Source organism: Gluconobacter roseus NBRC 3990 (genome assembly GCF_006538885.1).
GTDB classification, from domain to species: domain Bacteria; phylum Pseudomonadota; class Alphaproteobacteria; order Acetobacterales; family Acetobacteraceae; genus Gluconobacter; species Gluconobacter roseus.
Window position 1 is genome coordinate 402,809 of record NZ_BJLY01000002.1, and the last position, 25,246, is coordinate 428,054.

General features: G+C 56.5%; 22 protein-coding genes, 2 tRNA genes and 2 pseudogenes. 12 read left to right on the forward strand and 14 right to left on the reverse strand.

The window, feature by feature from the left end; all coding sequences use genetic code 11:
• The first annotated feature begins 75 nt into the window (after positions 1-75).
• Positions 76-1,380: a serine hydroxymethyltransferase gene (gene glyA / locus GRO01_RS05810; RefSeq protein WP_062510420.1), complete on the forward strand. Its 1,305-nt coding sequence runs from the start codon at positions 76-78 to the stop codon at positions 1,378-1,380.
• On the opposite strand, the gene GRO01_RS05815 is transcribed toward glyA, so the two are convergent.
• Positions 1,377-2,426, reverse strand: coding sequence for a M14 family metallopeptidase (locus GRO01_RS05815; RefSeq protein ID WP_062510418.1), 1,050 nt, complete (start codon positions 2,424-2,426; stop codon positions 1,377-1,379). The genes glyA and GRO01_RS05815 overlap by 4 nt on opposite strands.
• A 316-nt stretch (positions 2,427-2,742) precedes the next feature.
• Between GRO01_RS05815 and GRO01_RS05820 the strand changes: the two genes are divergently transcribed.
• Together GRO01_RS05820 and GRO01_RS05825 are read left to right on the forward strand one after the other, a co-directional pair.
• Positions 2,743-3,936, forward strand: coding sequence for a glycosyltransferase family 4 protein (locus GRO01_RS05820; protein WP_062510416.1), 1,194 nt, complete (start codon positions 2,743-2,745; stop codon positions 3,934-3,936).
• A complete protein-coding gene (locus GRO01_RS05825) occupies positions 3,933-5,009 on the forward strand; it encodes a glycosyltransferase family 4 protein (protein ID WP_062510414.1) in 1,077 nt (358 codons plus the stop codon). Before GRO01_RS05820 ends, GRO01_RS05825 begins: the two co-directional genes overlap by 4 nt.
• On the opposite strand, the gene GRO01_RS05830 is transcribed toward GRO01_RS05825, so the two are convergent.
• Positions 5,006-6,175, reverse strand: a complete 1,170-nt coding sequence (locus GRO01_RS05830; RefSeq protein WP_062510411.1) for a DEAD/DEAH box helicase — start codon at positions 6,173-6,175, stop codon at positions 5,006-5,008. The genes GRO01_RS05825 and GRO01_RS05830 overlap by 4 nt on opposite strands.
• A gap of 62 nt (positions 6,176-6,237) precedes the next feature.
• Here GRO01_RS05830 and GRO01_RS05835 point away from each other — a divergent pair, with 62 nt between their 5' ends.
• From GRO01_RS05835 to GRO01_RS05850, 4 genes are all read left to right on the forward strand, one after another.
• The gene (locus GRO01_RS05835; protein ID WP_062510409.1) at positions 6,238-7,170 is read left to right on the forward strand and encodes a mitochondrial fission ELM1 family protein; all 933 of its coding nucleotides are present in this window, start codon (positions 6,238-6,240) and stop codon (positions 7,168-7,170) included.
• 12 nt (positions 7,171-7,182) lie between these two features.
• The gene (locus GRO01_RS05840; protein ID WP_062510408.1) at positions 7,183-9,069 is read left to right on the forward strand and encodes a hypothetical protein; all 1,887 of its coding nucleotides are present in this window, start codon (positions 7,183-7,185) and stop codon (positions 9,067-9,069) included.
• Between the two features lie 95 nt (positions 9,070-9,164).
• Positions 9,165-9,239, forward strand: a tRNA-Val gene (locus GRO01_RS05845).
• A 280-nt stretch (positions 9,240-9,519) separates the two neighbouring features.
• On the forward strand, positions 9,520-10,656 hold the full coding sequence (locus GRO01_RS05850; protein ID WP_167494577.1) for a type I restriction endonuclease: 1,137 nt from the start codon (positions 9,520-9,522) through the stop codon (positions 10,654-10,656).
• 29 nt (positions 10,657-10,685) lie between these two features.
• On the opposite strand, the gene GRO01_RS13725 is transcribed toward GRO01_RS05850, so the two are convergent.
• From GRO01_RS13725 to GRO01_RS13300, 3 genes and pseudogenes are all read right to left on the reverse strand, one after another.
• Positions 10,686-10,883, reverse strand: a complete 198-nt coding sequence (locus GRO01_RS13725; protein WP_264787539.1) for a tyrosine-type recombinase/integrase — start codon at positions 10,881-10,883, stop codon at positions 10,686-10,688.
• 236 nt (positions 10,884-11,119) lie between these two features.
• A pseudogene (locus GRO01_RS13730) lies at positions 11,120-11,263 on the reverse strand (tyrosine-type recombinase/integrase); the annotation flags it as partial.
• 285 nt (positions 11,264-11,548) lie between these two features.
• Positions 11,549-11,716, reverse strand: a complete 168-nt coding sequence (locus GRO01_RS13300) for a hypothetical protein (protein WP_156053216.1) — start codon at positions 11,714-11,716, stop codon at positions 11,549-11,551.
• Between the two features lie 256 nt (positions 11,717-11,972).
• On the opposite strand from GRO01_RS13300, the gene GRO01_RS05865 reads away from it, so the two are divergent.
• The 4 genes from GRO01_RS05865 (at position 11,973) to GRO01_RS05880 (ending at position 15,720) form a co-directional block, all read left to right on the forward strand.
• Complete coding sequence (locus GRO01_RS05865; RefSeq protein ID WP_062510400.1) at positions 11,973-13,154, forward strand: zinc-dependent alcohol dehydrogenase; 1,182 nt, start codon at positions 11,973-11,975, stop codon at positions 13,152-13,154.
• Positions 13,155-13,384: 230 nt separating this feature from the next.
• Entirely contained in the window at positions 13,385-14,170 is a 786-nt protein-coding gene (locus GRO01_RS05870) for a meso-2,3-butanediol dehydrogenase (RefSeq protein WP_062510398.1), read from the forward strand.
• Between the two features lie 255 nt (positions 14,171-14,425).
• Positions 14,426-15,232, forward strand: a complete 807-nt coding sequence (locus GRO01_RS05875) for an SDR family NAD(P)-dependent oxidoreductase (RefSeq protein WP_231490391.1) — start codon at positions 14,426-14,428, stop codon at positions 15,230-15,232.
• A gap of 50 nt (positions 15,233-15,282) precedes the next feature.
• Positions 15,283-15,720, forward strand: coding sequence for a hypothetical protein (locus GRO01_RS05880; protein ID WP_231490380.1), 438 nt, complete (start codon positions 15,283-15,285; stop codon positions 15,718-15,720).
• A gap of 11 nt (positions 15,721-15,731) precedes the next feature.
• On the opposite strand, the gene GRO01_RS05885 is transcribed toward GRO01_RS05880, so the two are convergent.
• The 6 genes and pseudogenes from GRO01_RS05885 to gatC form a co-directional block, all read right to left on the reverse strand.
• Positions 15,732-16,337: a nucleoside 2-deoxyribosyltransferase gene (locus GRO01_RS05885; protein WP_062510395.1), complete on the reverse strand. Its 606-nt coding sequence runs from the start codon at positions 16,335-16,337 to the stop codon at positions 15,732-15,734.
• A gap of 112 nt (positions 16,338-16,449) precedes the next feature.
• A pseudogene (locus tag GRO01_RS05890) lies at positions 16,450-17,510 on the reverse strand (acyltransferase family protein).
• 206 nt (positions 17,511-17,716) lie between these two features.
• Positions 17,717-17,808 (reverse strand) — tRNA-Ser (locus GRO01_RS05900).
• Positions 17,809-17,898: 90 nt separating this feature from the next.
• Entirely contained in the window at positions 17,899-19,356 is a 1,458-nt protein-coding gene (gene gatB, locus GRO01_RS05905; protein WP_062510390.1) for an Asp-tRNA(Asn)/Glu-tRNA(Gln) amidotransferase subunit GatB, read from the reverse strand.
• Positions 19,353-20,840, reverse strand: a complete 1,488-nt coding sequence (gene gatA, locus GRO01_RS05910) for an Asp-tRNA(Asn)/Glu-tRNA(Gln) amidotransferase subunit GatA (protein ID WP_062510388.1) — start codon at positions 20,838-20,840, stop codon at positions 19,353-19,355. Before gatA ends, gatB begins: the two co-directional genes overlap by 4 nt.
• A complete protein-coding gene (gatC, locus tag GRO01_RS05915; RefSeq protein WP_062510386.1) occupies positions 20,840-21,127 on the reverse strand; it encodes an Asp-tRNA(Asn)/Glu-tRNA(Gln) amidotransferase subunit GatC in 288 nt (95 codons plus the stop codon). The genes gatA and gatC overlap by 1 nt, the downstream gene beginning before the upstream one ends.
• A gap of 69 nt (positions 21,128-21,196) precedes the next feature.
• On the opposite strand from gatC, the gene ruvX reads away from it, so the two are divergent.
• On the forward strand, positions 21,197-21,679 hold the full coding sequence (gene ruvX / locus GRO01_RS05920) for a Holliday junction resolvase RuvX (protein WP_062510384.1): 483 nt from the start codon (positions 21,197-21,199) through the stop codon (positions 21,677-21,679).
• Positions 21,680-22,045: 366 nt separating this feature from the next.
• Here the strand turns inward: ruvX and GRO01_RS05925 are convergent, their stop codons facing one another.
• The 3 genes from GRO01_RS05925 to GRO01_RS05935 are packed head-to-tail and all read right to left on the reverse strand — an operon-like array spanning position 22,046 to position 25,231.
• Complete coding sequence (locus GRO01_RS05925) at positions 22,046-22,882, reverse strand: transglycosylase SLT domain-containing protein (protein ID WP_062510382.1); 837 nt, start codon at positions 22,880-22,882, stop codon at positions 22,046-22,048.
• Positions 22,883-22,931: 49 nt separating this feature from the next.
• Positions 22,932-24,713 (reverse strand): aminopeptidase P family protein, encoded by a 1,782-nt coding sequence (locus tag GRO01_RS05930; protein WP_062510380.1) that lies wholly within the window; start codon positions 24,711-24,713, stop codon positions 22,932-22,934.
• Positions 24,710-25,231: a GNAT family N-acetyltransferase gene (locus GRO01_RS05935; protein WP_371857380.1), complete on the reverse strand. Its 522-nt coding sequence runs from the start codon at positions 25,229-25,231 to the stop codon at positions 24,710-24,712. Before GRO01_RS05935 ends, GRO01_RS05930 begins: the two co-directional genes overlap by 4 nt.
• Between the last annotated feature and the right edge of the window lie 15 nt (positions 25,232-25,246).

Genomic DNA, 25,246 nt, shown 5'->3' on the forward strand with positions numbered 1-25,246 from the left:
TAGGCGGATTGTTTTTGCCGAGGCAGGCAATCTGGGCTAGTCACATGCCGAACTCACCCTGGAGAATGGACCACGATGTCGGAACACGCCAGCCAGTCCACGCTGAATCGTTTCTTTCATGCCCCCCTCAAGGAGGTTGATGCCGAAGTTGCCACCATCCTGAACGAGGAGCTGACGCGCCAGCAGGATGGCATCGAGCTCATCGCTTCGGAGAACATGGCCTCCTTTGCCGTCATGGAAGCACAGGGTTCAGTGCTGACGAACAAGTATGCGGAAGGCCTTCCGGGCAAGCGCTATTATGGCGGTTGCGTGGATGTAGACCGCGTTGAGAATCTTGCCATTGATCGTCTGAAGAAGATGTTTGGTGCGGAGTTCGCAAACGTGCAGCCGCATTCCGGCGCCAATGCCAACCAGGCCGCCTTCATGGCACTGGCCAAGCCGGGCGACACGATTCTGGGCCTAAGCCTCGCCGCTGGTGGACATCTGACGCATGGCGCTGCTCCGAACTATTCGGGCAAGTGGTTCAACTCCGTGCAGTATGGCGTGCGCGCCGAGGACGGGCTGATCGACTACGACCAGATGGAAGCACTGGCCCGCGAGCACAAGCCGAAGATCATTGTGGCTGGCAGCTCCGCCTATCCGCGCGTCATCGACTTCGCCCGTTTCCGCAAGATCGCCGATGAAGTCGGTGCGTATCTAATGGTGGACATGGCGCACTTCGCCGGTCTGGTTGCGGCTGGCCTGTATCCGAACCCGGTTCCGGTTGCCGACATCACGACATCCACGACGCACAAGACGCTGCGTGGCCCGCGCGGTGGCGTCATCATGACGAACAACCCTGATCTGGCGAAGAAGGTGAACTCCGCCGTATTCCCGGGCCTGCAGGGCGGTCCGCTCATGCATGTGATCGCGGGCAAGGCCGTTGCTTTCGGTGAAGCACTTTCGGATGAGTTCAAGGCTTACCAGAAGCGCGTTCTTGCCAACGCCCGCGCTCTGGCGGACGAGCTTCAGAACCGTGGCTTCGACATCGTCACGGGTGGCACGGACAGCCATCTGATCCTCGTGGACCTGCGTCCGAAAAAGGTGACGGGCAAGCTGGCCGAAGCCATCCTCGAGCGCGCCGGCATTACGGCGAACAAGAACGCCATTCCGTTCGATCCGGAAAAGCCGTTCGTAACCTCCGGCATCCGTCTGGGCAGCCCGGCGGCGACGGCGCGTGGTTTCGGGGAAGCCGAGTTCCGCGAAGTCGGTCGCATGATCGACGAAGTGCTGACGGCAGCCCTTGAAGAGCATAATGCCGAGGCCGTGACGGCCCGCGTGCATGAGGAAGTGAAGGCCCTGTGCCGCCGCTTCCCGATCTATGACCGCGCGTCTGCCTAAGACCTGAGCGGTGCTGCGGTCCGTCTGGCCAGGCGGACCGCAAGCTGCCCCCGGCGGGGGCGAAGATTGGGCATGATCAACATACACTCGTCATAGGGTGTGTAGATCAGATCATGCCCGTCATGGGCGAGGGGCGTTCCGGCTTCCGGGATCGTAACCCCGCCCTCCCATGGCCTGATAAAACTGAAATCCGCATTCCGGGCGATGATATTGTCCGTCACGACCGCCATTTCAGGCTCGCAGGACTCCTGTGTGGCCTGTCCGCAAAGATGGATGGTCTCGGCTTGCGCCAGAAGGCGCTCGATGGCGCTTTCCATGACCGTAACGGTGGCCGCCTCCCAGTGAGGGCCTGCTTCCAGCAGACAGCTGCGTCCCGTGCCGCCCGGCGACATGAAATGTGCATGCTCGATCAGGCGTGAGCCCCCGTGATGGCCGAGATCCGTCAGGACGGTCCGGGGAAGGCCTTCGCCCGCCGCCAGGGCACAGGCAAATTCGGCAGACCGCTGGCGGGGAGGCGCGATGAACAGCGGCTCGGACGGCCAGAGCGTGGAATGCAGGTCCAGCAGAAGATCGGCGCGCGCAATGAAGGGCTGAAGCTGACGTGCGCGGTCAAGTTCGCTGGAGTGATCCCGTCCGTTCAGCCGCATGTTGTGCCACAGACGGTTCAGATCCTCGTCGACATGACGGGCCATCACCGGATTTGTGGCATCGAAACGCTCGAAAGCCTCCAGATTGGCCAGGATCAGGGTCAGACGTCCTGAAGACGGAACCGGCGCCTGCCTGCGCAGGTTTTCCAGCGCCCAGCCACCGGCATATTCATTTCCATGCACCAGAGCCGTAATGACGGTTTCCGGCCCCGGACGGCCCGAGTCGAAAATCCAGACACCGGGGACACCCGAAGGCGGTGCGCGCCAGGCCGACAGATCCGGAGGTGTAAGGGCAACCTTGAAGACGGGAGGCGGGCGACCGATCCCGGGCAGTGTTTCCGACAGGCGGGGCTGACGGATCCGGAGCGGATGGTGCCGCTGTCCCGCCTTGCAGCTCATGGGCTCTGACGATCCATTGACTGATATCTGGGCCTTACGGAACAAGTCCTTCCATTCCCCATCCGGTCACCCGGCGGAGCCATTCCTGCATCGCTGAGGATAGGACATGGATCGGTCATGGGTTGTAGTGTAAGCACGTTAAGGACAGGTCGCCAGAGAGGGAATGACGCCTTTTTCTTTGTCCGTGCCTGACGAAAGTCACTTTTCGCCGAGGTTGGTTTGGCGCGTCCATGTTCCGTTATCCGCAGGATTTTTCGCAGGTTACGGCGCATGCCAGCAGTAACACCTGAAGCGGAAACGGGCACCTGAACGGACGATGAAACAGTCTCTCTCCATTTTTCACAAAGTGTGGCAACGGCTTCCTGCTGAATCCCGGCGACGTTTTTTTGCCTGGGCCACCGCTCTGGCTGTCCCTCCCGTCAGGCCCGTGAAAGCCGTATCCGCACACGGGATCATTGTGGCCGGGGAATTCAGTCGCAGTTCCGGCCTAGGCGAGGGGGCGCGGCTGATGGTCCGGGCGTTGCGGGACATGAACATTCCCTGCGCAACCTGGGACATCGACCGGCGGGTCCTTGAAGGCGATGCGACCGGGCCGGGCGCTCCGCTGGTCATGCATGTGAATGCGCCGATGCTGCCTTATGCCCAGCTCTTCATGCCACGGACGCTGCGTACCGGACGGCGCGTCATCGGCTACTGGGCCTGGGAACTGCCAGTCGTGCCCGAAACATGGCGTCATGCCCGGCGCCATGTGCATGAGATCTGGGCGCCATCGCGCTTTACGGCGAATGCCCTGCGCCCGCTGGGGCGACCGGTCAGGGTTGTCGAGCATCCGGTCGGACTGGCGGAACAGAAACCGTCAGATCGCAACCGTGCCTCGTTCGGGCTGCCGGAAGACTGTGTTGTTGTTCTTGTTTCGTTCAGCCTTGCCTCCAGCATGGTCCGCAAAAGCCCGATTGAAACCATCCGCGCCTTTCGGGAGGCCTTTGGTGACAGGCCGGACAGGCTCCTGGTCATGAAAATCGGCCATACCGAGCATTATCCCGACGATCTGGCAGCGATCCGTGCGGCTATCGCAGGCGCGCCCAATATCCGGATCGAAACCGGACAGCTCAGCGGGCCTGACAGACTCGCCCTGACGGCCTGTGCAGACATCGTCCTGTCCCTGCATCGCAGCGAAGGATTCGGACTGGTCGTGGCGGAAGCCATGGCGCTCGGCCGGTGCGTCATTGCGACGGACTGGTCCGCAACCACCGAATTTCTGGATAAAACCTGTGGCCTGCCGGTCGCCTATACACTGGTTCCGGCTCAGGACCCTCGCGGGATCTGGGATATGCCTGCCACCAAATGGGCGCTTCCGGATATGGCATCCGCCGTGCATGCCCTGCAGACCGCGGCGGATGATCCGGATCTGCGGGCGCGGCTTGCCTCCAATGCTACGGATCGGATTGCCAGCCGCCTGAATGGCGCATCGCTCCTGAACGCGGCCCGAGCCATCGGGGTCGGGACGTGACAAAGCCGTCCGAACGCGTTCTGGTCTGGCAATGGGGACGGCGGGGAGCCGGGCCGCGAATTGCGGTAGATCTGGCCGACGGACTGAGACGGCTGCCGGAAACAGAGGTTATGCTCTGCCTGTCGGACCGCGCCGAAATCCTGCACAGCCGCAATGCTCCGACAGCCGTGCTCAAGATCACGACCTACAATTCGATCTGGGGGCTGATAGGGCGTCTGTTCAGCGCACCAAGGCTTCTGAAACAGCTCACAGGCATCGTCAGGAACTTCCGGCCGACTGTGGCAGTCTGCGCCATGCCGGGGCCGCTTGACCTACTGATGGTGCATGTCCTGCACCTAGCGGCCATCAGGATCATAGTGGTCATTCATGACGCACAGCCTCATCCTGGCGATGGATATCCTTTTCAGGCGACCTTACAACGCCACCTGATCCGCTATGCCGATCAGATCGTTACTTTCAGTCGTCATGTCGCAAACAGCCTGACATCCGGGCCCGATGCAGTGCGCTGCCCTGTCGTCTCTCTTACACATCCCCCGTTCATTGGCGGAGCAACTACGGCACCGTTCGCCCATGAAGGAGCGCCACGGATCCTGATGTTCGGGCGTCTGCTACCATACAAGGGACTGGACCTGCTGGCCGCAGCTCTTCCGCAGGTTGGGCGGACGATCGAATGCTGTGTCGTCGGGCAGGGACCGGACAGCCCGGAACTTCGGGCACTTTCGGGGTTGCCGCATGTCAGTGTCGAAAACCGTTGGGTGCCCGAAGACGAACTGCCACAGCTTGTGGCTTGGGCGGATATCGTAGTGTTGCCCTATCGCGAGGCGTCCCAGAGTGGCGTGGGTGCCTTGGCAATTGCCAGCGGACGCTATGTCGTCGCTACCCGGGTTGGCGGCCTGATTGAACAGTTTGCCGACGATACACAGGCTATACTATGCGAGCCCGATCCGGCAGCGATTGCCAAGGCGCTGGACCATATTCTCCAAGATCCGCCACCCATCCGACCCCACGTCGATAGCGGGCAGGAATGGGAAAATCTGGCAAGGAATATCCTCGCCAGCGGCAACGCGTCCTAGCGGTCGAGCGAATCTTCCGTTGCGATCCGGACCCGATAGCCGATGTGCTTTTCGACATCACGCAGGAAGGTGCGTTCATCGATATTGATAAGCGAGAACGCAACACCCTTGCGCCCTGCACGCGCCGTCCGGCCGATCCTGTGGACATAGGCCTCAGGCGTCTCGGGCATGTCCATGTTGATCACGAGATCCACATCCGGGATATCGAGCCCGCGCGAGGCAATGTCGGTCGTGACCAGAACCGGAACGCGTCCCTGACGGAACAGGTCGAGCGCCTTGTTGCGGGCGCCCTGCGTACGGTCACCATGCAGCGTTTCAACCCGAAGGCCCTGCCGACGCAGAACCTTGGCAAGCGCATCCACCGTGTTCTTCGTGCGCGCGAAAACGATACTGCGCCCCTCGAAATGCTTCAGAAGACGCACAACGGTCTCGGGCTTGTCATCTTTTTCAACGAAAATGGCCCGCTGGCGGATATTCTTCGGCGTGAAGGACTCGGCCGTGATTTCCACGCGAACAGGATCTCGCGTCACACGCTTGGCGAGATCCATGACCGGTTCCGGCAGGGTCGCCGAACAGAAGACGGTCTGGGGAGGCTGGTCTGGAAAGTACGGAATGAGCGCGGTCATGCTAGCAGAAAAATCCTCGTCCAGCAGACGATCGGCTTCATCAAGAACCAGATAGGTCAGATGCTCCAGCACGAGATCGGCCTGCGTGACCAGATCCAGCAACCGCCCATGCGTCGCAACCACAATATCCACGCCATCGCTGACGGACTGGACCTGCTGCTCGCGCGACGTCCCGCCACAGATGACCCGTGTCTTGAGCGAAAGCCTGCGTCCAAGCTGCCGACAGACGGACGCAGTCTGGGCGGCGAGCTCACGGGTGGGTTCCAGAATGAGCGCACGCGGGCCGGGTGCCGCACCTTCTTCATGAAGCTTCTGGAGGATCGGCAGTACGAAAGCAGCCGTCTTGCCGCTTCCCGTCTGGGAGCCGACCAGAACATCTCTTCCCTTGAGCAGCGGAGGAATAGCCTGCGCCTGAATCAGGCTCGGGCGTTTGTGTCCAGCCTGGGCAAGAGTTGCCAGCAGGGGGGCAATCAGCCCAAGCTCTTCAAATCCCGGGGCAGGGGTGGTCGGCGTTTCGGTCGGCGTCTGTGGCGTTGTCATGAGCGCTTCTTGCCAAATTTCTCGCAGTTCGGGAAATACCTTCCTTTTTGCGGAGTTCCTTCATGAAAGCCACCATCATCGCGGAGGACTTCGCCGGCATGCGTGCCCAGGGGGCAGGACTGGCGGAAAAGGCCGATCTTGAATGGGATTTCTGTCCCGTGCGCATCAAACCGTTCTGGTCCCGTTTTCCTGCACGTTACTGGCCATCTCCCCTACGGAGGGTCGATCCGATCAGGATTCCCGAAGATACCGGCCTCATCATCTGTATCGGCGGCACAGGTGGCGTGATTGGCAGGGCAGTGGCACAGCGCGAAGGCTTGCCAGTCGTGCAGATCCAGAACCCCCGGATGCCGGTCGGAAAATTCGATCTGGTGATCGCCAACACACATGATGGCATTAGCGGGGACAATGTTTTGATCTCCCGCAATGCGCTTCATCCCGTTACGCCGCAGAAGCTCGACCTGGCTCGTAGCAAGTGGGAAGGGCGGCTGAAACAGGATGAACGTCCGTTGCTATCCGTTCTGATCGGTGGAGCGAATGGTCGCTTTACGCTGGGACCGGCCGAAGCGGAAAAAATTGCAGAAGGGATCATCGCCTTTACGATGCGCAACGCCATGCAGGCAGTCCTCACGCCATCCCGCCGCACGGACCCGGAAGCTGTCGCCATTTTTCGCGAGCGACTGGAGCCTCACGGGATCGCTGTCCTGACAGGAAGTGGCGACGACAATCCCTATATGGGCATGCTGGCCTGCGCGGATATGATTGCCGTCACGACCGATAGTGTCTCGATGATTTCCGAAGCGGCGGCAACATCCGCATCCGTGATGATCCTTCCGCTGCCCGGGCGCTCCAGTCGCATCTCCCGTTTCGTTAAAACACTGGAAAGCGCAGGGCGTGTGAAGTGGTTCGATCCGGACCAGCCCCCTTGGGAAACCGCCCCGCTTGACGATACCCCCCTCGTGGCGAGAGAAATGCGCCGACGTCTGAAGCTCTGAAAGGGCCCCTGTATGCTCGATATCCGCACCTTTGGTCCGCAGGGTGGCAATGTTCTCTACAAGGCGCTGGCGCATCCGCTGGCTGCGGAAGCCCTTGTCCGGATAGAAGCCGAATTCGCCGGGCGGACGATCGCCCTCTACGACCCCGATGATGCTGCCCGCACACTGGCCGCACTGTATCCGGGGCTGAAACCCACCTGCGTCTATGTCCATGACACCGAGCAGGTCGGCAAGCCGGACGGCTTCGGCGGAACACTGCGCGCCCTTGTCGATCTTCCTGCAACAGAAGCCGATGCCATTCTTGCCCTGTCTTTCGAAGATGCGAAGATGCGGACGCGCCTGAAGGGCCTGATGAATGGCCGGGACCTTTACACCCTTGCTCCGGCGCGCCTGCCGGGTGACATGCTGGTCAAGGGGCGCCCCTATCTGGACAAGCTGAACTTCGCGACCAATTTCGCCTTCTTCCGCGAGACGACACAGTTTTCCTGCCGGATTGTGACTGCCAATTACTGGTCAAACTATGCCGCCGAGAACCTGCGCTACTGGATGCGGCTCTACGATGGGGCGGGTAAGGTGCTGGCCCAATGGGAACAGCCTGTCACGGAAGCTGGCGCCGGGATCACGATCGACAGCGCCGAGGTGCGACACAGGTTTGATCTGCCGGAGTTCACGGGACAGCTTTTCATCCATGTTCTGGGTGCGCGCGGCCATGACGTCGTCAAATATGCTCTCGACAGCTGGGGCAAAAATGGTGATCCGAGCCTGTCCGTCACGCATGACGCCAATGCCTGGCCCTCCGTGCGATACGCAACACTTCCGGCTCCCGAGCAGGACGAGACGCTGACCGTCTGGGTACAGAACAGCCATGCAACGACGATCCCGGCTGGCGGCATTACCTTCAACCGCATGGGTGAAGACACGCCGCATCCGCTCGACCGACCGGTCGGATCGTTCGAAACTGTCGCCGTTGATGTCGGTGCGCTTTTCCCCGGTTTGCACTGGCCAGCACAGCTTGAAATGCGCTCCGGTCGGCATCTTGTCCGCCCACGCTATGAAATCACCCAGCGCGGTCGCACCCGCATCGCCCATCTGAACGTGGAGCGGGACAATCTGCGACCTGACCCCGCCATCCGTCAGTTCCCACCGTCGCTGGGCCGTGGCTTCCTGCTGCCATTCCCGATCCTCGACCCCAGCCATTTTGAGACGTTCCTCCAGCCCAATCCCATGTCCGAAGCACTCCAGTCTCTTCCCGTGCGGCTGGACCTGTTTGACGAGGCAGGCGAAAAAATCGGGTCTCACTTCTTGGGCAATCTGCCGCGCAACCATGACACCGCAGTCGCCCTGCATACCCTGACGGATCGACCGGGTCATGCGGATCTGGTTTACGATTTTCGCGATGGTGGCGAAGCCGATGGCTGGCTCCATGCCCTGATGCGCTATCGGAACCGGGAAAGCGACCACGCCGCTGAAACCAGCTTCGGCGCCCATATCTTCAACACGCTGATGACTTGGCGCTCGGAGCCGCAGTCCTATTCCGGTCCCCCGCCGGGCCTGACCACGCGCCTGTTCCTGAAACTGGGCCAGAAGACGGATAATGACACACTGCGCAGCTTCTGCTGCCTGATCCACCCGGCCTCCGTCGAAGGAACGGAAGCATCCGAGACGGTCCTCCTGCTGCATGGTGCAAACGGAGCACTCCTTGCACAGACAACCATCCGGATCGCCCCCAACGGCTCCTTCATGGTGCGCCCCCATGAACTGTTCGAAGCCGCCCAGATCGATCATGCAGGGGAGGGCGGCTACATTCTCATCCGTGACCTGACCTGCCGTCTGTTCGGTTATCACGGGCTTGAAAATGGGAAAGGCGCTTTCTCGCTGGATCACATGTTCGGCTTCTGAACGCTTCACCAGGGGAAGTCGCAACAGACCTGCGGCTTCCCAAGAAAAGGTCTTGTCAGCCCAACATCCCCTTGCTAGAAGCCGGTCCAGCGGATGGGCGCGTAGCTCAGCGGTAGAGCACTGCCTTCACACGGCAGGGGTCACAGGTTCAATCCCTGTCGCGCCCACCATCCTAAATCTCTGAAAATTTATATTTACTACCTCTCATTGTATTTTCTAGAGAGGATTTTTGCCCATTTCGGATCGACTTCCCTCAGGAAAAAGAGGTCAAATTCCGGACACATCCCGAATCTATACCCAATATAAAAGGGTTTCTCGTATTGGAAATGAAACTCTCCTAATGAACAGCTTTTTTGCGATTAGTGACAAAGAATAACAATATCGAATTGTCGAAAATTCTGACTGTGCTACCGTTCCTAAAATAAACATATAACTTTTATGGAATTAATCATGTCAGACGATTTCCGGCAGAAATTTAAGTCATTTGCTAGCCGTATGGTCGGAATAGCTCCTAGATGCACGAATGAAGAAGGAACAAAAATGTTTCTTGTTCTGCCACTACTAAGCTTTTTGGGTTACGATATCATGAACCCTGACGAAGTGTGTCCTGAACATAATGCAGATTTTTCTGATAAGTATAAAAATCGCGTCGATTTTGCAATAATGAAGTCTGGAAATCCAGTTATAGCAATTGAATGCAAGACGCGAGGAGCGGCCTTAAAAGATGATCGCGGACAACTTCGGTCTTATTTCAATGCTGCTCCCACGGTTAAGATGGGAGTAATCACTGACGGCCTCGTTTACGAATTCTATGCTGATTCAGATGAACCCAATATGATGGATGCAAACGCATTTCTGACTTTCGATTTAAACGAAATTTCCAAAGGGAAAATCGAAGATTCTGTCATAGGGGGACTGAATAGCCTTCATAAAGATAGCTTTGATCCCGAAAATATCGGAGCAGAAGCAAAAAGAAAATTAGTTTTCCAGAATCTGGTTCAACAAATAGAAGAGCTATCTACTACACCAAGCGAGCCTTTCGTAAGATTGCTATTGCAAAACATTGGAATGAGCCATGTCAGAGCTAAGGCAATGACTGAATATATCTCTTTAACCCAAAGCGCATTTGGTGAATTTATTAATAACCGTATACTTAAAAGACTTGATCTTCCATCTAAAGAAAAAGAAGTCGAGAAGCCCATACCGCTTCTCGATAACCAAAAGATAGAACCTGAAGCAAAACTGGACAATGGCATCATCACAACTGAATTAGAGCTATCCGTATACGAGCATACAAAACGCAGGCTTGCATATTTATGCAAATCGGACGAGCTATATGATTCGATAGATGGTATTGATTATAGGGACTATAAGGGAAAATTTGTTGTTTTCTTTAAAAAAGAGCGCGCAGGAAGATTATTTGATTTTTACGAAGATAAAGAAGCCAAATATACTTTTGATTTTGGGGAAGATTTTGGTGGAATAGTATCTACCAATAATATAAATGATATTGATAATATATTAACTGAAGTTTTCTCGATCAGAGTATCTTCTATGGCAGGAAAATCAAAGAAAAATAGTAAATAATCTTATACTAACTTGCTTATTCAATAATATTATATTGCCTTTTTATTTAGATACACCTTCTTCGTATACCGCGCCACTATATTGATCGTGCTCCAATCTCCTTCGTCTTTCAGGCGGAGGAGGTCTTTGTGTAGGCAGTAGTGCCAGGTGGCCCAAGTATGGCGGAGATCGTGTGGCGTGATGTCTGGGACGAATACGCGGCGTTCTGTGGTTTCGCCTTTGGGGATCCAGACACGGAATTTGCCGGCAGCTTGGCTTTGCGACATGCGGCCGCCCAGCCTGATTTGATCTGACCGCCGCTAGTTCGGCCGTTGTTATGGTAGCGGTCGCCAGTGATCCTTTCCGGATCGGCACCTTTGAATCGCCTACGGATCTGGACTGGCCGGAAAACATGGCCGTGGCGGTGGGGCAGGGCTTCGAGCGCTTCCATCACTACCGGCACAAGATCCAGTCTGCGTTCATTTCCTTGCTTCTGCCAGACGACTGCCTGTTTCCCACGGAGATCCACGTCCTTCCATTCAAGGTCCAACGCTTCGGACATCCTGACGCCTGTTCCGACCAGGAACGTCAGCAGCGGCTTCAGGTGAGGAGCGGCTGCATCGATCAGGCGCCTGACCTTGGGCTCATTTTCGGGCGACTACGCAGCGACGCAGCGCAACATATGGCTCAACCCGATATCTTTTCTCGGGAACCCGGATGAGGGCTGGTCTTTACAATATTTCACAACCTCGATGGGAGCCGACCATGACCGTGATCCATGCTAGCGAGTTGCCCAATCCCTATCCGCCGCCCGGAGAAAACCCTCCTCCCATGCAGGAGCCGCCCAATCTGACGCGGTGATACAGAAAACCCGGCACAGGCCGGGTTTTTGTTGAAACCTCAATATGCCGTTTCAGACCCGTTTATTGCGGTCATTCGTCCAGAGCATCGCCTGCGGTGCTGCATGCTCCGTATGATTTGTCGCAGGAGTAACAGGGTCCGGGCGCCTCACCAACAGCATCATCATCAGAGTTGCCGCAATCGCCACGGCTACGAGCAAAATAATCCAACGATTTGTCATGACACTTCTCCCTCGGCTGAAGGGATAGACCGCGCAAGGCAGGGGAGTTGCATGACGTCTCCGATGACATTTGCGGGAAGATACGTCGGAATACTGGATCGAAATCTGTAATTGAGAGGAGAAGCATTCGTAACATTGGAGAAATCGTTCACTCACAACTCCGAGACCTGCATCAAGTTTTGTTGGGAGGAACCCTCCAAACTATCAACCTTACCGGGCGTCTCTCCTGTATCTCTCAAGAACAGGACGACCTCTCATGAAAGCTTTGACCTGGCAGAAAAAGGGCAAGATTACCTGTGAAAGCGTTCCTGACCCCGAAATTATCGAGGGCCGTGACGTCATCATCAAGGTAACGGCCTGCGCCATCTGTGGCTCTGACCTGCACCTGATGGACGGTCTCATGCCGACCATGAAATGTGGAGACATTCTCGGGCATGAAACAATGGGAGAGGTCGTCGAGGTTGGAAAAGACAATAAACGCCTCTCGGTCGGCGACCGTATCGTCGTTCCGTTCACGATTTCCTGCGGTGAATGCAGACAATGCAAATGGGGCAACTGGAGTTGTTGCGAGCGCACAAATCCTAACGGGCGTCAGCAGGCCGAAACATTCGGCTATCCTCTTGCCGGCCTGTTCGGATATTCACATATCACTGGCGGCTTTTCAGGCGGCCAGGCTGAATATCTGCGTGTTCCCTACGCGGATGTCGGGCCCATCATTGTCCCCGAAGGCCTTGAAGACGAGCAGGTCCTTTTCCTGTCCGATATTTTTCCCACTGGTTATCAGGCCGCAGAAAACTGCGAGATCACTCCGGAAGCCGAAAAGACCATTGCAGTCTGGGGATGTGGGCCGGTTGGGCAAATGGCAATACGTTCGTGCTTTCTTCTTGGTGCAAAGCGCGTCATTGCCATCGACGAGGTTCCGGAGAGGCTGGCCATGGCACGGGCTGCAGGTGCCGAAACCATAGATTTTCGGACCCAGAACATTCAGGAAGCTCTTGTCGAAATGACAGACGGTCTCGGACCTGATGCTGTCATCGAAGCTGTCGGTATGGAAGCACATGGCGCAGATACCATGATGCAGAAAGTCGGGTCAGCACTGCTCTCCGCCACGACGCTGGAAAGGCCATTCGCCCTCAATCAGGCTATTCTCGGATGCCGCCCGGGCGGAATTCTTTCCATGCCAGGCGTGTATGCCGGAGCCCTCGGGCCAGTCATGATCGGTATTCTCATGAACAAGGGTCTGACTTTGCGGACAGGCCAGACAAACACACAGAAATATCTCAAGCCTTTGCTGGAACGTATCCAGAAAGGGGAAATTGATCCGTCCTTTGTCATCAGCCATCGGTCTTCCAATCTGGAGGACGGGCCAGCGCTGTATGAAAAATTCCGGGACAAGACCGACCGCTGCACCAAGGTCGTTTTTCGCCCTCATGGCTAAATATATCAAAGATTTATAAGAAATATTTGAGTGTGATTCATGATCACACTCAAATATCCTAAAATTTTTATGAAAATGTCATTGCCGCATGGTGAGTCTAAAATTTAGAAGTGAATTATTCTGGAAAAATAAATCAAAATTTTTTGAGTGAAATTCATCCCCTAGATTTCTGTCAGCAACCATTCTTTTGAATTGGACTTTATGTCTCTAGACATAAAGGAATCCTATTCATGCCTCTTCAGGGTTTATCACGATTTAAGGGTCGAAAAGTTCTGGTAACAGGCGCTGCTTCCGGAATCGGACGTGCAACTGCGCTTCGTTTTCTGGCAGAGGGCGCGGAGGTCATCCTCGTTGATCGGGACAAACAAAAACTCGACGACGTCATGAAGACATTGGACTCACAGCAGGCTTTTGCGTCCCTGACGGACATCTCATCTCCTGAGCAGGTCCAGGCCCTGTATGCTTTTGTTAAAACGCAGTTCGGGACGTTGGATATCCTTGTTAACAATGCTGGCGTGACTGCCATGGGCACAGTGCTGGACTGTGATCTGGCAACATGGGGCACTGTCTGCGCCACGACGCTGACCGGCCCACTTAATGTCAGTCGCACTTTCCTGCCTCTGCTGATTGAGACCAAAGGGAATATCGTCAACACAGCATCTGTCTCAGGGATGAGAGGAGACTGGAATACGGCCTATTATGACGTCGCTAAGGGTGGTGTCGTAAACCTGACCCGGGCCATGGCCATGGATCACGGCAAGGATGGGGTCCGCGTCAATGCGATCTGCCCCTCGGTCACGCGTTCAGCCATGACTGCTGATGCACTTGAGAACAAGGAGTTCGTTACCAGCGTTCAGGCACGCGTCCCACTACAGCGTTTGGGAGAACCTGATGACATGGCTGCGGCCATCACCTTCCTTGCCAGTGATGACGCCGCCTACATTACAGGTCTTATCATGCCGGTAGATGGTGGAGTTACTGCCTCCAATGGCCAGCCACCATTCCCAATGTCGTAAATGATCCACGGGATAGACATAATCTGATCGGGGAACACTCCTGAACCCGGTCAGCCGTAATGACGTGGCACTGATACTTTCGGATATGGAGATCAAAAACATAGGATATACAAAGCGGTGGCGTTATGAAGATGCAGCCATTCTCTTGAGAAAGTCGACCATGCACTTCACGATGCCATCAGTTCAGACCGGTCTGCGTAATACATGAGTCTTTTTTCCGCCAAAAAGAGCGCAATGTCATCGTCACTCGCCGTCATGACAGGTGGAACAGGTGGCATTGGATGTGAAATTGCCGCCCTTCTTCTGGAGCAGGGATGGGAGGTCATCCTTCTGACACGCCAGCCTGAGAGAGCAAGGGAACAGTTTTCCGGAAGCAACGGGCGCTTTGAAGCTGTTTTCTGTGATCTGGCAAAGCCTGAAAGTCTTCAGTCGATCAGCGCCGAAATCCTGCGTCGAAACAAACCTATAGGGCTTCTGATTCACTGTGCCGGGAAAATCCAGCCTGAGCTGACCAAGGACATCACGTCTTTTAGTCTCGACGCACAGATGACAATCAATCTGACGTCGCCCATTCTCATGACCAGTCAGTTGCTCTCTGCGCTATCTTCCAACGGTCATATTATTTTCGTCAATTCCATTGCCGGCGTTATGCCGCTGCAGGGAAGTGCGGTTTACAGTGCCACAAAGTTCGGCCTCAGAGGCTTTGCCCGATCGCTCGCACTGGAGTTCAAGCCCGGAATACTACGGATTTCCTCCATCTTTCTTGCAGCGGTCGACACACAGATGCTGCAGCAGGAGACACAGGATGGTGGATCTGTCCTGAATTTCGTAAGTCAGCCCCTGTCTGCCCGTAATGTTGCCAGAACGATCGTCCAGATCAGTAAAGGGGCGGGGCGTGAGGTTTTCCTACCAAAAATAGACGGGATTTTTGGACATGCCTGCCTGATGATGCCCTGGCTTCTGCGGCTCAGTACTCCGATCCTCGAAAAAATTGGAAAAAACGGCTTGCGCCGCTTTTTGAAACGCAAAGCTGTTTCTAAATCTACTACTGCCCAAGACTAAGCATCATACAAACAATACAGTTGTTACTGTCTGAAATACATCAAAGCTCCATGTCGCAATGTTTGCCATTTGAAAACATTGTTACTTTATTTTATCAACGTCACTTTAATGATTTATTGACGATAAAACAGAAGCTCGTTAGAGGAGACTTCTGTTTTACACTTTCGGAAGGCTGTAACGTGCCTGGCGTGACGTTGACTGATTTTCTGCAAGTGACCCAATGGTCTCCCGACCAGCTTGCGCAACAGATTGGGCGTACAACCGATGATATCCTGCGCTGGTCTCATCACGATGACGAACTTCCACAACAACTCCAGAGCTGGATGACGCGGATCGTTACTGCATTCCAGACTGAGCCCCCGCCACAGGGCTATGCCATGGAACGTCCGGCATCCTGTGCATTCAACGACGATCCCTCAATGACCGTTGTCTGCAATGTCTGTGGCTTGGCCCCCCGCTGTCGGCAGGGCCTTTACGCAAAAAACTGACGCCAGAAACGTCAGTTTTTTTTGCGAAGTCGTCCCGAAAGACGCTCGGCAGCTCTCCGAAAGGCCTGGAAAAAATCCGGGTCAATGGAGACGCTGCCGCCAGTCATGCCGACAAAGCCTTCAACCATGCCATTCTGAAGCAGCCCCTCGGAATGAACCAGCATTTTGTCCGGATCTTCCAGACTGCCTGAAGACGGTGCGTCACTCTCCGGCCGTTCCTGCAAAGTTTCATGCCAGGCCTCGCGCCAGTACGCCTCAACCTTTTCGGAATAAAGCCGGCCATCAACGGTATAGGCTTCCATTGGCTTGCCCAGCCCCATCATGTAACCGATCTCAACCGCCGTTCCCGGATCCATTTCAGGCGAACGACGAAATGGATCAATACAGAACAATCCGGCCGCACACTGATCCATCAGATCCCGATCAGCGCGCACGAAAGCAAGGATGGTTTCCCGGCCCGGAGGGAGAAGACGCGCCTCGGCCTGGCCATCAAAAGGCGCCACGCCCTCAAGACCGTATTCTGCACAGATCGACTTCAGCCGCACGAAAAGGGAGAGGGCTTCCGGACGGAAAACCAGATCCCCCGCCAGATAAACTGGGATGGAATGTCCTGACATGGGGCATAGCCTCTACACGCTTGGCGTTAGGGACAAAAGCCTTACGGACTGTATAAGTCGTAAGATTGCCTGCATTAAAGCCTTCGCCCTACAGGTCCATACCAGCGGGACATTACCCTTTAGAAGATACAGCTGGCTTGTCAGGTGCAGGCTTTCGCGCGAAACGCTGATAAATTGGGCGCTCGAAAAAGTGCCATGAGAGAGCGGCAAGAATCATGGACGCTATCAGCACGATCCAGACACACCGTGGACCCGTCATCCAGTCAAGATTATGCAGCGGCAGAATGACTGAAAGATGCCAAAGGTAAATCCCGTATGAAATCGTGCCAATATAGGTAAGCGGGCGCATAAACTTGCAAAATGCGTCACTCCGACCAATGCTGCAGACCAGCAGAATGACAGCGACACATGCCGTAGCCAGCAGGGTACGGAAACAAATAACCATCGGAGCAGACTGCCAGTAATCTGCCTGCCGCCAGAACACAAATTTTGCGAGCAGAACTAACCCGACTGCGACTGCGGGCAAGAAGAGGCTGGAGAAAAACCTGTTGTCCATGATGCGCCCACCCAGATCACTCGTCACGAAACGGGCAGCAAGAATACCAAAGCCGAATTCATCCAACATGGCCGGCATCTGCGTCGCATAAACAAATTCATGATAGACGTCTGGCGCACCATGTGCCGTAGCAAAATGAAAAACCACAGCGCGCCAGCACCAGGAAATCGCAACCGTCAAAAGCGCGATCAGCCAACAGGGTACTTTTGCAAGCCAAGGCGCGACCAGCATCATCAGAAGATAAAACTGCATCTCAGCGCCCAACGACCAGTTCACACCATTGATCGCACCTTGGTCTGTAATAAACCAGTTATGGATAAAAAGCAGGTCAGGTAATAAAGTGGAATGATACGGGCGAAGCGATGGGTCAGGAACGTTTTGCAGAACTGGGAATAGCTTGGACTTCTATCATATGTCCGCATTGTTGTCAGAGCAATGACAAAACCGGAAATCACAAAGAAAAGGTCGACCCCCATCCATCCAATCCGGAACCAGCACAATGGTCCACTGGTCGGGAAATCATTCCAGTTAAAATGATTAATAACGTGATAAACGACAACGCTAAGCGCAGCAAAAGCACGTAACAGATCAATAAGTGGAAAATACTGGCGCTTCACTTATCTATCCTTTTGCAAGCCGCGGCGCTGCTCGGTAGCATTATCAGCAGAAGCAGGCAACGGCATTACCAAAGGCCAACAAAATTACCCCATGAATGCAAACGACAATGAAGTCTCGGATGCGTCTGTTTCAGAACGCAGGTTGAGCGCCTTGAAACAAAGATCTTCGATTTCAAATAGGAAATTTAGATTTTCTTGGATCGCGCTGGCGGAGGGGATGGGATTCGAACCCACGATACGACTTGCATCGTATAACGGATTAGCAATCCGCCGCCTTCAGCCTCTCGGCCACCCCTCCGCTCTTTTACGCGGTTCGCACGGCGTATGCAGGAGTGTTCTTAGGGGGTAACCGCGCTGTGGTCAAACCCCCAAGAACATTTTTTTTGTCTTACTCTGAAAGAAGTTTCTTCAGGGTTTCGTTGACGAGGGCAGGGTTACCTTTGCCCTTCATGGCCTTCATCGTCTGACCGACAAAGAAGCCGAAAAGCTTGTCCTTGCCGCCCTTGTATTCCTCGACCTTATCGCTGTTTGCGGCCAGGATTTCACGGATGGCGCTTTCAATCGCTCCCGTATCAGTCACCTGACGCAGGCCCTTGCGCTCGACGATGGCAGAGGCGGAATCACCCGTCTCGACCATATCTTCGAGAACTTCCTTGGCGATCTTGCCATTGATCGTGGAATTGGAAATCAGACCCAGCAGTTCCCGCAGACCTTCCGCACTGACCGGGCTGTTCTCGATCGAACGCCCCGTGCGGTTCAGCGCTGCGAAAAAGTCTCCCAGCATCCAGTTGGCTGCCAGACGGGCATCCGCACCACGCGCCACAGTCTCATAGAAATCCGCGATCGCCTGTTCCACGCAAAGCACGGAAGACTCATAACGGCTGACGCCGTATTCCTGCTCCAGACGGGCGCGCTTGGCTTCCGGCAGTTCCGGCAGAGCCGCCTTGAGTTCATCAACCCAAGCCTGCTCGATCACCAGCGGCAGCAGGTCCGGATCGGGGAAGTAGCGATAGTCATGCGCATCTTCCTTGCTCCGCAGGGAGCGGGTTTCGCCACGCACATGGTCGAACAGGCGCGTTTCCTGATCGACGGTTCCACCAGCTTCCCAGACCTCGATCTGACGCTGTGCCTCGACCTCGATCGCCATCATCACGAAACGGATGGAGTTGACGTTCTTGATCTCGCAACGCGTGCGATACTCGGTCTCACCCGGCTTGCGGACCGACACGTTCACATCGGCACGCATGGAACCTTCTTCCATGTTGCCATCGCAGGTGCCGATATAACGCAGGATCTGGCGCAGCTTGCGCAGATAGGCACCAGCTTCCTCAGGCGAACGGATATCCGGTTCACTGACGATTTCCATCAGAGCAACACCGGCTCGGTTCAAATCAATGAAGGAGCGCGTCGGATCCTGATCATGGATCGACTTACCCGCATCCTGTTCCAGATGCAGACGCGTCACACCGATTTCGCGCGTGCTGCCATCTGCCAGATCAACCAGAACCTTGCCCTTGCCGATGATCGGATGGGCGAACTGGCTGATCTGATATCCGGTGGGCAGATCGGCATAGAAGTAGTTCTTGCGATCGAAGCGGCTGAACAGATTGATCTCGGCTTCAAGCCCCAGACCTGTCCGGACGGCCTGCGCCACGCATTCCCGGTTCAGAACCGGAAGCATGCCTGGAAAACCAGCATCGACGAGACTGACATGCGTATTCGGCTCGCCGCCATATTCCGCTGAAGCGCCGGAGAAAAGCTTGGCCTCACTGACGACCTGGGCATGCACTTCAAGACCGACAACGATTTCCCATTCGCCGGTGCTGCCGGTGATACGATAGCTCATGCCGACACTCCTGCATGAATGGTGGGTCTGTGATGGAATGCCGCAGCCTGCTCAATGGCATGACCAGCCGCAATCAGCGTCTCTTCATCGAAGAACTTACCGATAAGCTGCAAGCCAAGCGGCACGCCACGCGCATCCAGACCAGCCGGGACGGACAGGGCAGGGACACCCGCCATACTGGCAGGAACCGTGAAGACGTCATTGAGATACATCTGCACCGGATCGCTCGGCTTTTCGTCCTGCGCAAAAGCACTGGAAGGAGCCGTCGGCGTCAGAAGCACATCGACATTCTCAAACGCCTTGAGGAAGTCCTGCTGAATCAGCGTCCGAACCTTCTGCGCGCGCAGGTAATAGGCGTCGTAATAGCCCGACGACAGCACATGCGTCCCGATCAGGATGCGGCGCTTAACCTCGTCCCCGAAGCCGGCGGCACGACTGGCTTCATACAGACCATCCAGCGTCGGGGCACTGACGCGCTCACCGAACCGGACACCATCGTAACGGGCAAGGTTGGACGACGCCTCGGCCAGAGCCGCAATATAATAGGTCGGCAAACCGTACTTCGTATGCGGCAGAGAAACCTCGACGATTTCCGCACCAGCATCGCGCAGCCAGGTCATGCCCTGCTGCCAGAGTGCCTCGATCTCAGCCGGCATGCCTTCAACGTGATATTCCTTGGGAATACCAACGCGCAGACCCTTCACACCGCGCTTGAGCGCCGCTTCATAATGCGGAACAGGGGTATCAACGCTCGTTGAATCGCGCGGATCGAACCCTGCCATCGACTCAAGCAGAATGGCGCAGTCCTGAAGATTACGCGCCATTGGACCGGCCTGATCCAGCGAGCTTGCGAAGGCGATCGTTCCAAAACGTGAGCAGCGACCATAAGTCGGCTTGATCCCGGCAATACCCGTGAAGGCCGCCGGCTGACGGATGGAGCCACCCGTATCCGTACCCGTGGCACCCAGAACAAGCCCGGCCGCTACAGCAGCCGCGGAACCGCCAGAAGAGCCACCCGGAACCAGCTTCGCGTCAGAGTCTTTGCGCTTCCAGGGATTTTCCACCGGCCCGAACGCAGAAGTCAGGTTCGCAGACCCCATGGCGAATTCGTCAAGGTTCAGCTTACCCAGAAAGACCGCGCCATCCTTGAGCAGATTGGCCGTTACCGTGCTTTCGTAAGGTGGCACGAAATTGCCGAGGATCTTGCTGGCAGCTGTGGTGCGGACACCATTCGTGCAGAACAGATCCTTGATGCCAAGCGGAATACCGCAAAGGCTGCCGCCTTCACCCTTCGCCAGAGCCTCGTCGGAAGCCTTGGCAGCCTTGCGAGCCTGATCGGGTGTGCGGGTAATGAAGCTATTGAGCTGTCCGTCCAGACGCTCGATCGCGTCAATATGGGCGTTCGTCAGTTCGACTGCAGAAATTTTGCGCGCCTTGAGCGCGTCCCGGGCCGAAGCCAGCGTAAAATCGTGAATGCCGGACATTATTCGACCACCTTCGGAACTGTATAGAACGGGCCTTCCCGCTCGGGAGCGTTGGAAAGAACCTTGTCACGGCAGTTGCCATCCGTAACGCGGTCTTCGCGCAGGCGGGGCTTTGCGAGACCCGTGCCGATCATGGGGTCGACGCCCGTGACGTCCACTTCCTTGAGCTGCTCCACCCAATCAATGATGGAGCCCATGTCCTTCCCGAGAGTTTCAACCTCTCCGGGCTGGAGACCAATCCTCGCCAGTCTGGCGATGCGCGTAACCGTTTTCGCGTCGAGCGACATGAATATTCCTGAACAAGAGGAAATTTTATGGTGGCTTTTCAGCCGTCAGGGGGATCATAACGCCGTGCTATGCCCCTGTTCAATCCACATGATCTCCGTAATCTTCTTCAGTCCGGTCAGCGCGTCCTCGGTCTCGACCCCGGATCGAAGACCATCGGCGTCGCCCTGACGGATGTCTCGCTCATGCTGGCATCCCCCCTGATCGGCCTCAAACGCCGGAAACTGGGCGAAAATGCGCAGGAACTGGCCAAGATCGTCCGCGCACAGGATATCGGCGCTCTGGTCGTCGGATTACCTTTGTCTCTGGATGGATCTTTTGGGCCGGCGGCACGCGCCGCATCGGACTGGACACAGGCCCTGTCGGAAAAGCTCGGGATTCCCGCAGGTCTGTGGGACGAGCGTTTGTCATCAAGCGCCGTCAACCGTTTCCTGATCAAGGATGCCGACATGACGCGAGGACGTCGCGCCGAAGTTGTGGACAAGATGGCCGCAGCCTACATGCTCCAGGGCTGGCTCGACGCCTCCAGCCCTGACAGGTCAGACCTGTTCTGACTTGATGTTAGGCACTCACGCACTGCGGCTTCCAATAAGCGAAGGGCGTGAATAGGTATTGGCCAGAACGCGAAACCACACGCGGGCGGTCATGGCGCCCAGGATCAGGCAGAACAGGAACTTCATGATATTTCTCCGGTCATGAAGCTCGAAAACGAACCAGAATGGTACGGGTTGCCGCAAGCGCCGGTTTCAAAGTGTAAAGGCAGGTTTGATATGAATTTTCGGATAGTGGCTCTGGCCCTGCTTCTTGGAATTGCCGCATGCGCCCGAACATCCAATGACGGCAGCGCGCCCATTTCTCGGCATCATGCGTCTCCTCGCGGAGCTTATGCCGGAGCGGGAAGTGGCTGGTCCGGATACTGATTAGCGCTGACGCCAGGCCAGCCGGACCGGCATAGCCCGATAGGACGCCAGACTACGACCCATCTGCTGCGGCATACCCCCACCTGCTGCACTGATCGGGTGATGGATGATGCGAGGCGGCGGTGCGTAAGACACCATGTGAACGGATGGTAGATTGCCCGTACGCGGCGCAGAGGGCGGAGAAAATCCGGACTGTCTGCCAGCAGCAAAATAGGAAGGCGGTCTGGATTCTGGAAGCATGGCCTGCAGACCGTTTGCCGTCATCACGACCTGCGGCAGAAAGTCTGGCGGCCGGTAGCTGTCCGGCTGACCGTTCCAGATCGCCAGCACATGCCGGGCATATTCGGCGCCCAGAGCAGGGGTCAGGGAATGATAGGCCGCCGTCGCAGCAGGCCAGCCCTGAAGCTGATTGTGCAGTCCGGACAGGAAACGGGCGCCATAACGGGCATTGCTGAACGGATCAAAGGCATCGTCCAGCGAGAAGAAGGCGTCCGGGTGATGATGAAGGTTGATCTGCATGCAACCCACATCAATCGAAACGATTCCGCGCGCCTGAAAATCCCGCACGGCCGCAATGGCTTCGTCCTTGCTTTCGTAAAAATAGCCTTTCCCAGCCGCATTGACAGTCCAGGGCCAAGCGACATTCGCCGATCCATTGGGATCGCGGCGCCCACTTTCCACACGGCTGATGGCGTCAAGCAGACGCGCCGGAATCCCGGCCTGCTGCTCCGCAGCCTGTGCCGCCACACGACAGACCGAAGACGCATCATAGGCGAACGCCGTAGGCATGCCCGAAAGCGTCGTGACAGCAGCAGAGAAGAGAACTTTCCCGATCATCGTCCTGTATATGATCGGGAAAGGTAAAAATTAGGTTATGCGTGCAACTTTATCGCACGAGCGGTTTGCAGACTTCCACCAGCCAGTTTGCAAGCTCTGGCTCGACCTGCGGTGAGACCCGCGCCTGAACCTCGGCGTGATATGCATTCAGCCAGTTCAGCTCGGCATCATTGAGCAGCGAGACGTCGATGAGGCGATGGTCGATCGGCGTATAGCTGAGGATCTCGAACTCAAGGAACGTCCCCTTGCTTCCCTTGAAAGAAGACGGCCGCACCAGCATCAGGTTCTCGATCCGGATTCCATACTGTCCGGGCTCATAATAGCCAGGTTCGTTGGAAACAATCATGCCAGCTTCAAGCGCAACCGGACGGGGAGCAGGCGAGATATTCTGCGGACCTTCATGGACCGACAGATAGCTCCCGATCCCATGTCCAGTGCCATGATCGTAGTCCATGCCGACCTGCCACAACGCCGCACGCGCGAGCACGTCCAGACGATGACCGGTCGTGCCGGGCGGGAAGCGGATGCGGGAGAGGGCGATATTACCCTTCAGAACCCGCGTGAACGCCTCGCGGATATGAGCCGGCGGCTCCTGATCCCCCACCCAGAGCGTCCGCGTGATGTCAGTCGTGCCAAACGGATACTGTCCGCCACTGTCGATCAGGTAGACGCTGCCCGTTTCCAGAACGCGATCCTTGCCCACCTGCGCCCTGTAATGCGGGAAAGCACCATTTGGCCCAACGGCAGAAATGGCATCAAAGCTCTGTTCCCGATAATCGCCGGAACGGGCACGAAAACCATCCAGCCGGGTCACAAGATCCGTCTCGTGCTGCCCGATTCCCGAGACTTTTAGTGAATACAGGAAGCGGGCCATGGCCACGCCATCAAGGGCATGAGCCTTCCGCGAACCTTCCTGCTCGGTCCCGTTTTTGATGGCCTTTGGAAGCGTGCAGGGATCGGTTCCATCCACGACCGTTGCACCAGCCGCCGCAAGCGTCGTGTCGAACCACACAGCCGTTGTCACCGGATCCACACGCACTGTCCGGCCCCTGAGCGCCGTCAGACGGGCTGCCAGTTCCGAAGGAGCATGGACCGTGACGCCATCACCACAGACCTCCGTCACGCCATCTGTCAGACGATCCGAGGAAACGAACCACTCTGCCGAGCCATTTGCATGCAGAATCGCATAACCATGCGCCACCGGCGTAAGAGGCACATCACTCCCCCGGATATTCAGCAGCCAGGCAAGGGACGTGCAATCCGCAATCACCGCCGCATCCTGTCCGGCTGCCTGCAGCGCCTGTCCCAGACGCCGGCGCTTGTCCGCACTGCTTTCGCCCGAGAATTCAAGCGGCTGCGGCACGACCGGGCCGGCTGGAGCCGCAGGACGATCCGTCCAGGCCTGATCAATAGGATTGCGCGGCAGCGGGACAAGCTCCACGCCAGCCGTCTGCCACGAGGCCAGCATGGACCGGCTGACCAGACGCGGATCATAGCCGATTTTCAGCCCCTTCGCGTGTTCCGCCAGCCAGTCGGAAAGCGGTTCCAGCGCGACATGGCGACGCTCCCACAGGTCATGGGGAACCTGCTCTTCCATCTGCACCGTATAACGCCCGTCGGAGAACACGGCGGCTGTTTCCGGCAGAATCGCCGCAAGTCCTGCACTTCCCGTAAAACCCGTCAGCCAGGCCAGACGCTCGGCACAGGGGGCAACATATTCGCCCAGATATTCGTCACCGCGCGGGATGATGAAACCGTCAGCGCCCAGTGTCTTGCAGGCTTTGCGGACGAGGGCAGGGCGCTCGTTGAGCGGGATGGAGGACAGGGTCATGAAAAGTCCTTTTCCACAGTATGAATATCGTCAAGGCAGAGCGTCATGAACAGCAGATCAAGCCATCGCCCATGCTTGCGTCCAACCTGAGGCGGTGTGCCACAGTTCCGGAAACCAAGTTCGCGATGCATGGCGACGGACGCCGCGTTGTCCGCCGTAATCCCGGCCACCATCACATGAAAATCTGCCGCCTTTGCACGCTCGACCAGCGCGCGCAGAAGCAGTCGGCCAATGCCCCGGCGCTGATAGTTAGGTGCCACATACACCGAATGCTCGACAGTCCGCGCATATCCCTCGTAGGCCCGGAAAGACCCATAGGAACCGTATCCCGCAATCACGCCAGCCGCATCGACAGCAACAAGCACCGGATAGCCTTGCGCCAGCCTGTCCTCGAACCACTGACGCCGCTGCTCCAGCGTAAAAGGCGTCGTGATCCAGAGCGCATCGGTGTTCTCGATGGCATCATTAGTGATCCGCAGAATAGCCGGCAGATCATCAGGTACGGCGTCCCGGATCAACGGCAATGATCCCGG

Excerpts from the sequence above, each read along its gene's own strand:
- GRO01_RS05885 (WP_062510395.1), bottom strand. The coding sequence starts at position 16,337 with ATGTCAGGACATTCCATCCCAGTTTATCTGGCGGGGGATCTGGTTTTC.
- GRO01_RS05850 (WP_167494577.1), top strand. The coding sequence starts at position 9,520 with ATGTCAGACGATTTCCGGCAGAAATTTAAGTCATTTGCTAGCCGTATG.
- GRO01_RS05820 (WP_062510416.1), top strand. The coding sequence starts at position 2,743 with ATGAAACAGTCTCTCTCCATTTTTCACAAAGTGTGGCAACGGCTTCCT.
- GRO01_RS05830 (WP_062510411.1), bottom strand. The coding sequence starts at position 6,175 with ATGACAACGCCACAGACGCCGACCGAAACGCCGACCACCCCTGCCCCG.
- ruvX (WP_062510384.1), top strand. The coding sequence starts at position 21,197 with ATGCCCCTGTTCAATCCACATGATCTCCGTAATCTTCTTCAGTCCGGT.
- GRO01_RS05835 (WP_062510409.1), top strand. The coding sequence starts at position 6,238 with ATGAAAGCCACCATCATCGCGGAGGACTTCGCCGGCATGCGTGCCCAG.
- GRO01_RS05880 (WP_231490380.1), top strand. The coding sequence starts at position 15,283 with ATGTCGCAATGTTTGCCATTTGAAAACATTGTTACTTTATTTTATCAA.
- GRO01_RS05925 (WP_062510382.1), bottom strand. The coding sequence starts at position 22,882 with ATGATCGGGAAAGTTCTCTTCTCTGCTGCTGTCACGACGCTTTCGGGC.
- GRO01_RS13300 (WP_156053216.1), bottom strand. The coding sequence starts at position 11,716 with ATGACAAATCGTTGGATTATTTTGCTCGTAGCCGTGGCGATTGCGGCA.
- GRO01_RS05815 (WP_062510418.1), bottom strand. The coding sequence starts at position 2,426 with ATGAGCTGCAAGGCGGGACAGCGGCACCATCCGCTCCGGATCCGTCAG.
- GRO01_RS05870 (WP_062510398.1), top strand. The coding sequence starts at position 13,385 with ATGCCTCTTCAGGGTTTATCACGATTTAAGGGTCGAAAAGTTCTGGTA.
- gatB (WP_062510390.1), bottom strand. The coding sequence starts at position 19,356 with ATGAGCTATCGTATCACCGGCAGCACCGGCGAATGGGAAATCGTTGTC.
- GRO01_RS05840 (WP_062510408.1), top strand. The coding sequence starts at position 7,183 with ATGCTCGATATCCGCACCTTTGGTCCGCAGGGTGGCAATGTTCTCTAC.
- gatA (WP_062510388.1), bottom strand. The coding sequence starts at position 20,840 with ATGTCCGGCATTCACGATTTTACGCTGGCTTCGGCCCGGGACGCGCTC.
- GRO01_RS05930 (WP_062510380.1), bottom strand. The coding sequence starts at position 24,713 with ATGACCCTGTCCTCCATCCCGCTCAACGAGCGCCCTGCCCTCGTCCGC.
- gatC (WP_062510386.1), bottom strand. The coding sequence starts at position 21,127 with ATGTCGCTCGACGCGAAAACGGTTACGCGCATCGCCAGACTGGCGAGG.
- glyA (WP_062510420.1), top strand. The coding sequence starts at position 76 with ATGTCGGAACACGCCAGCCAGTCCACGCTGAATCGTTTCTTTCATGCC.
- GRO01_RS05865 (WP_062510400.1), top strand. The coding sequence starts at position 11,973 with ATGAAAGCTTTGACCTGGCAGAAAAAGGGCAAGATTACCTGTGAAAGC.
- GRO01_RS05875 (WP_231490391.1), top strand. The coding sequence starts at position 14,426 with ATGACAGGTGGAACAGGTGGCATTGGATGTGAAATTGCCGCCCTTCTT.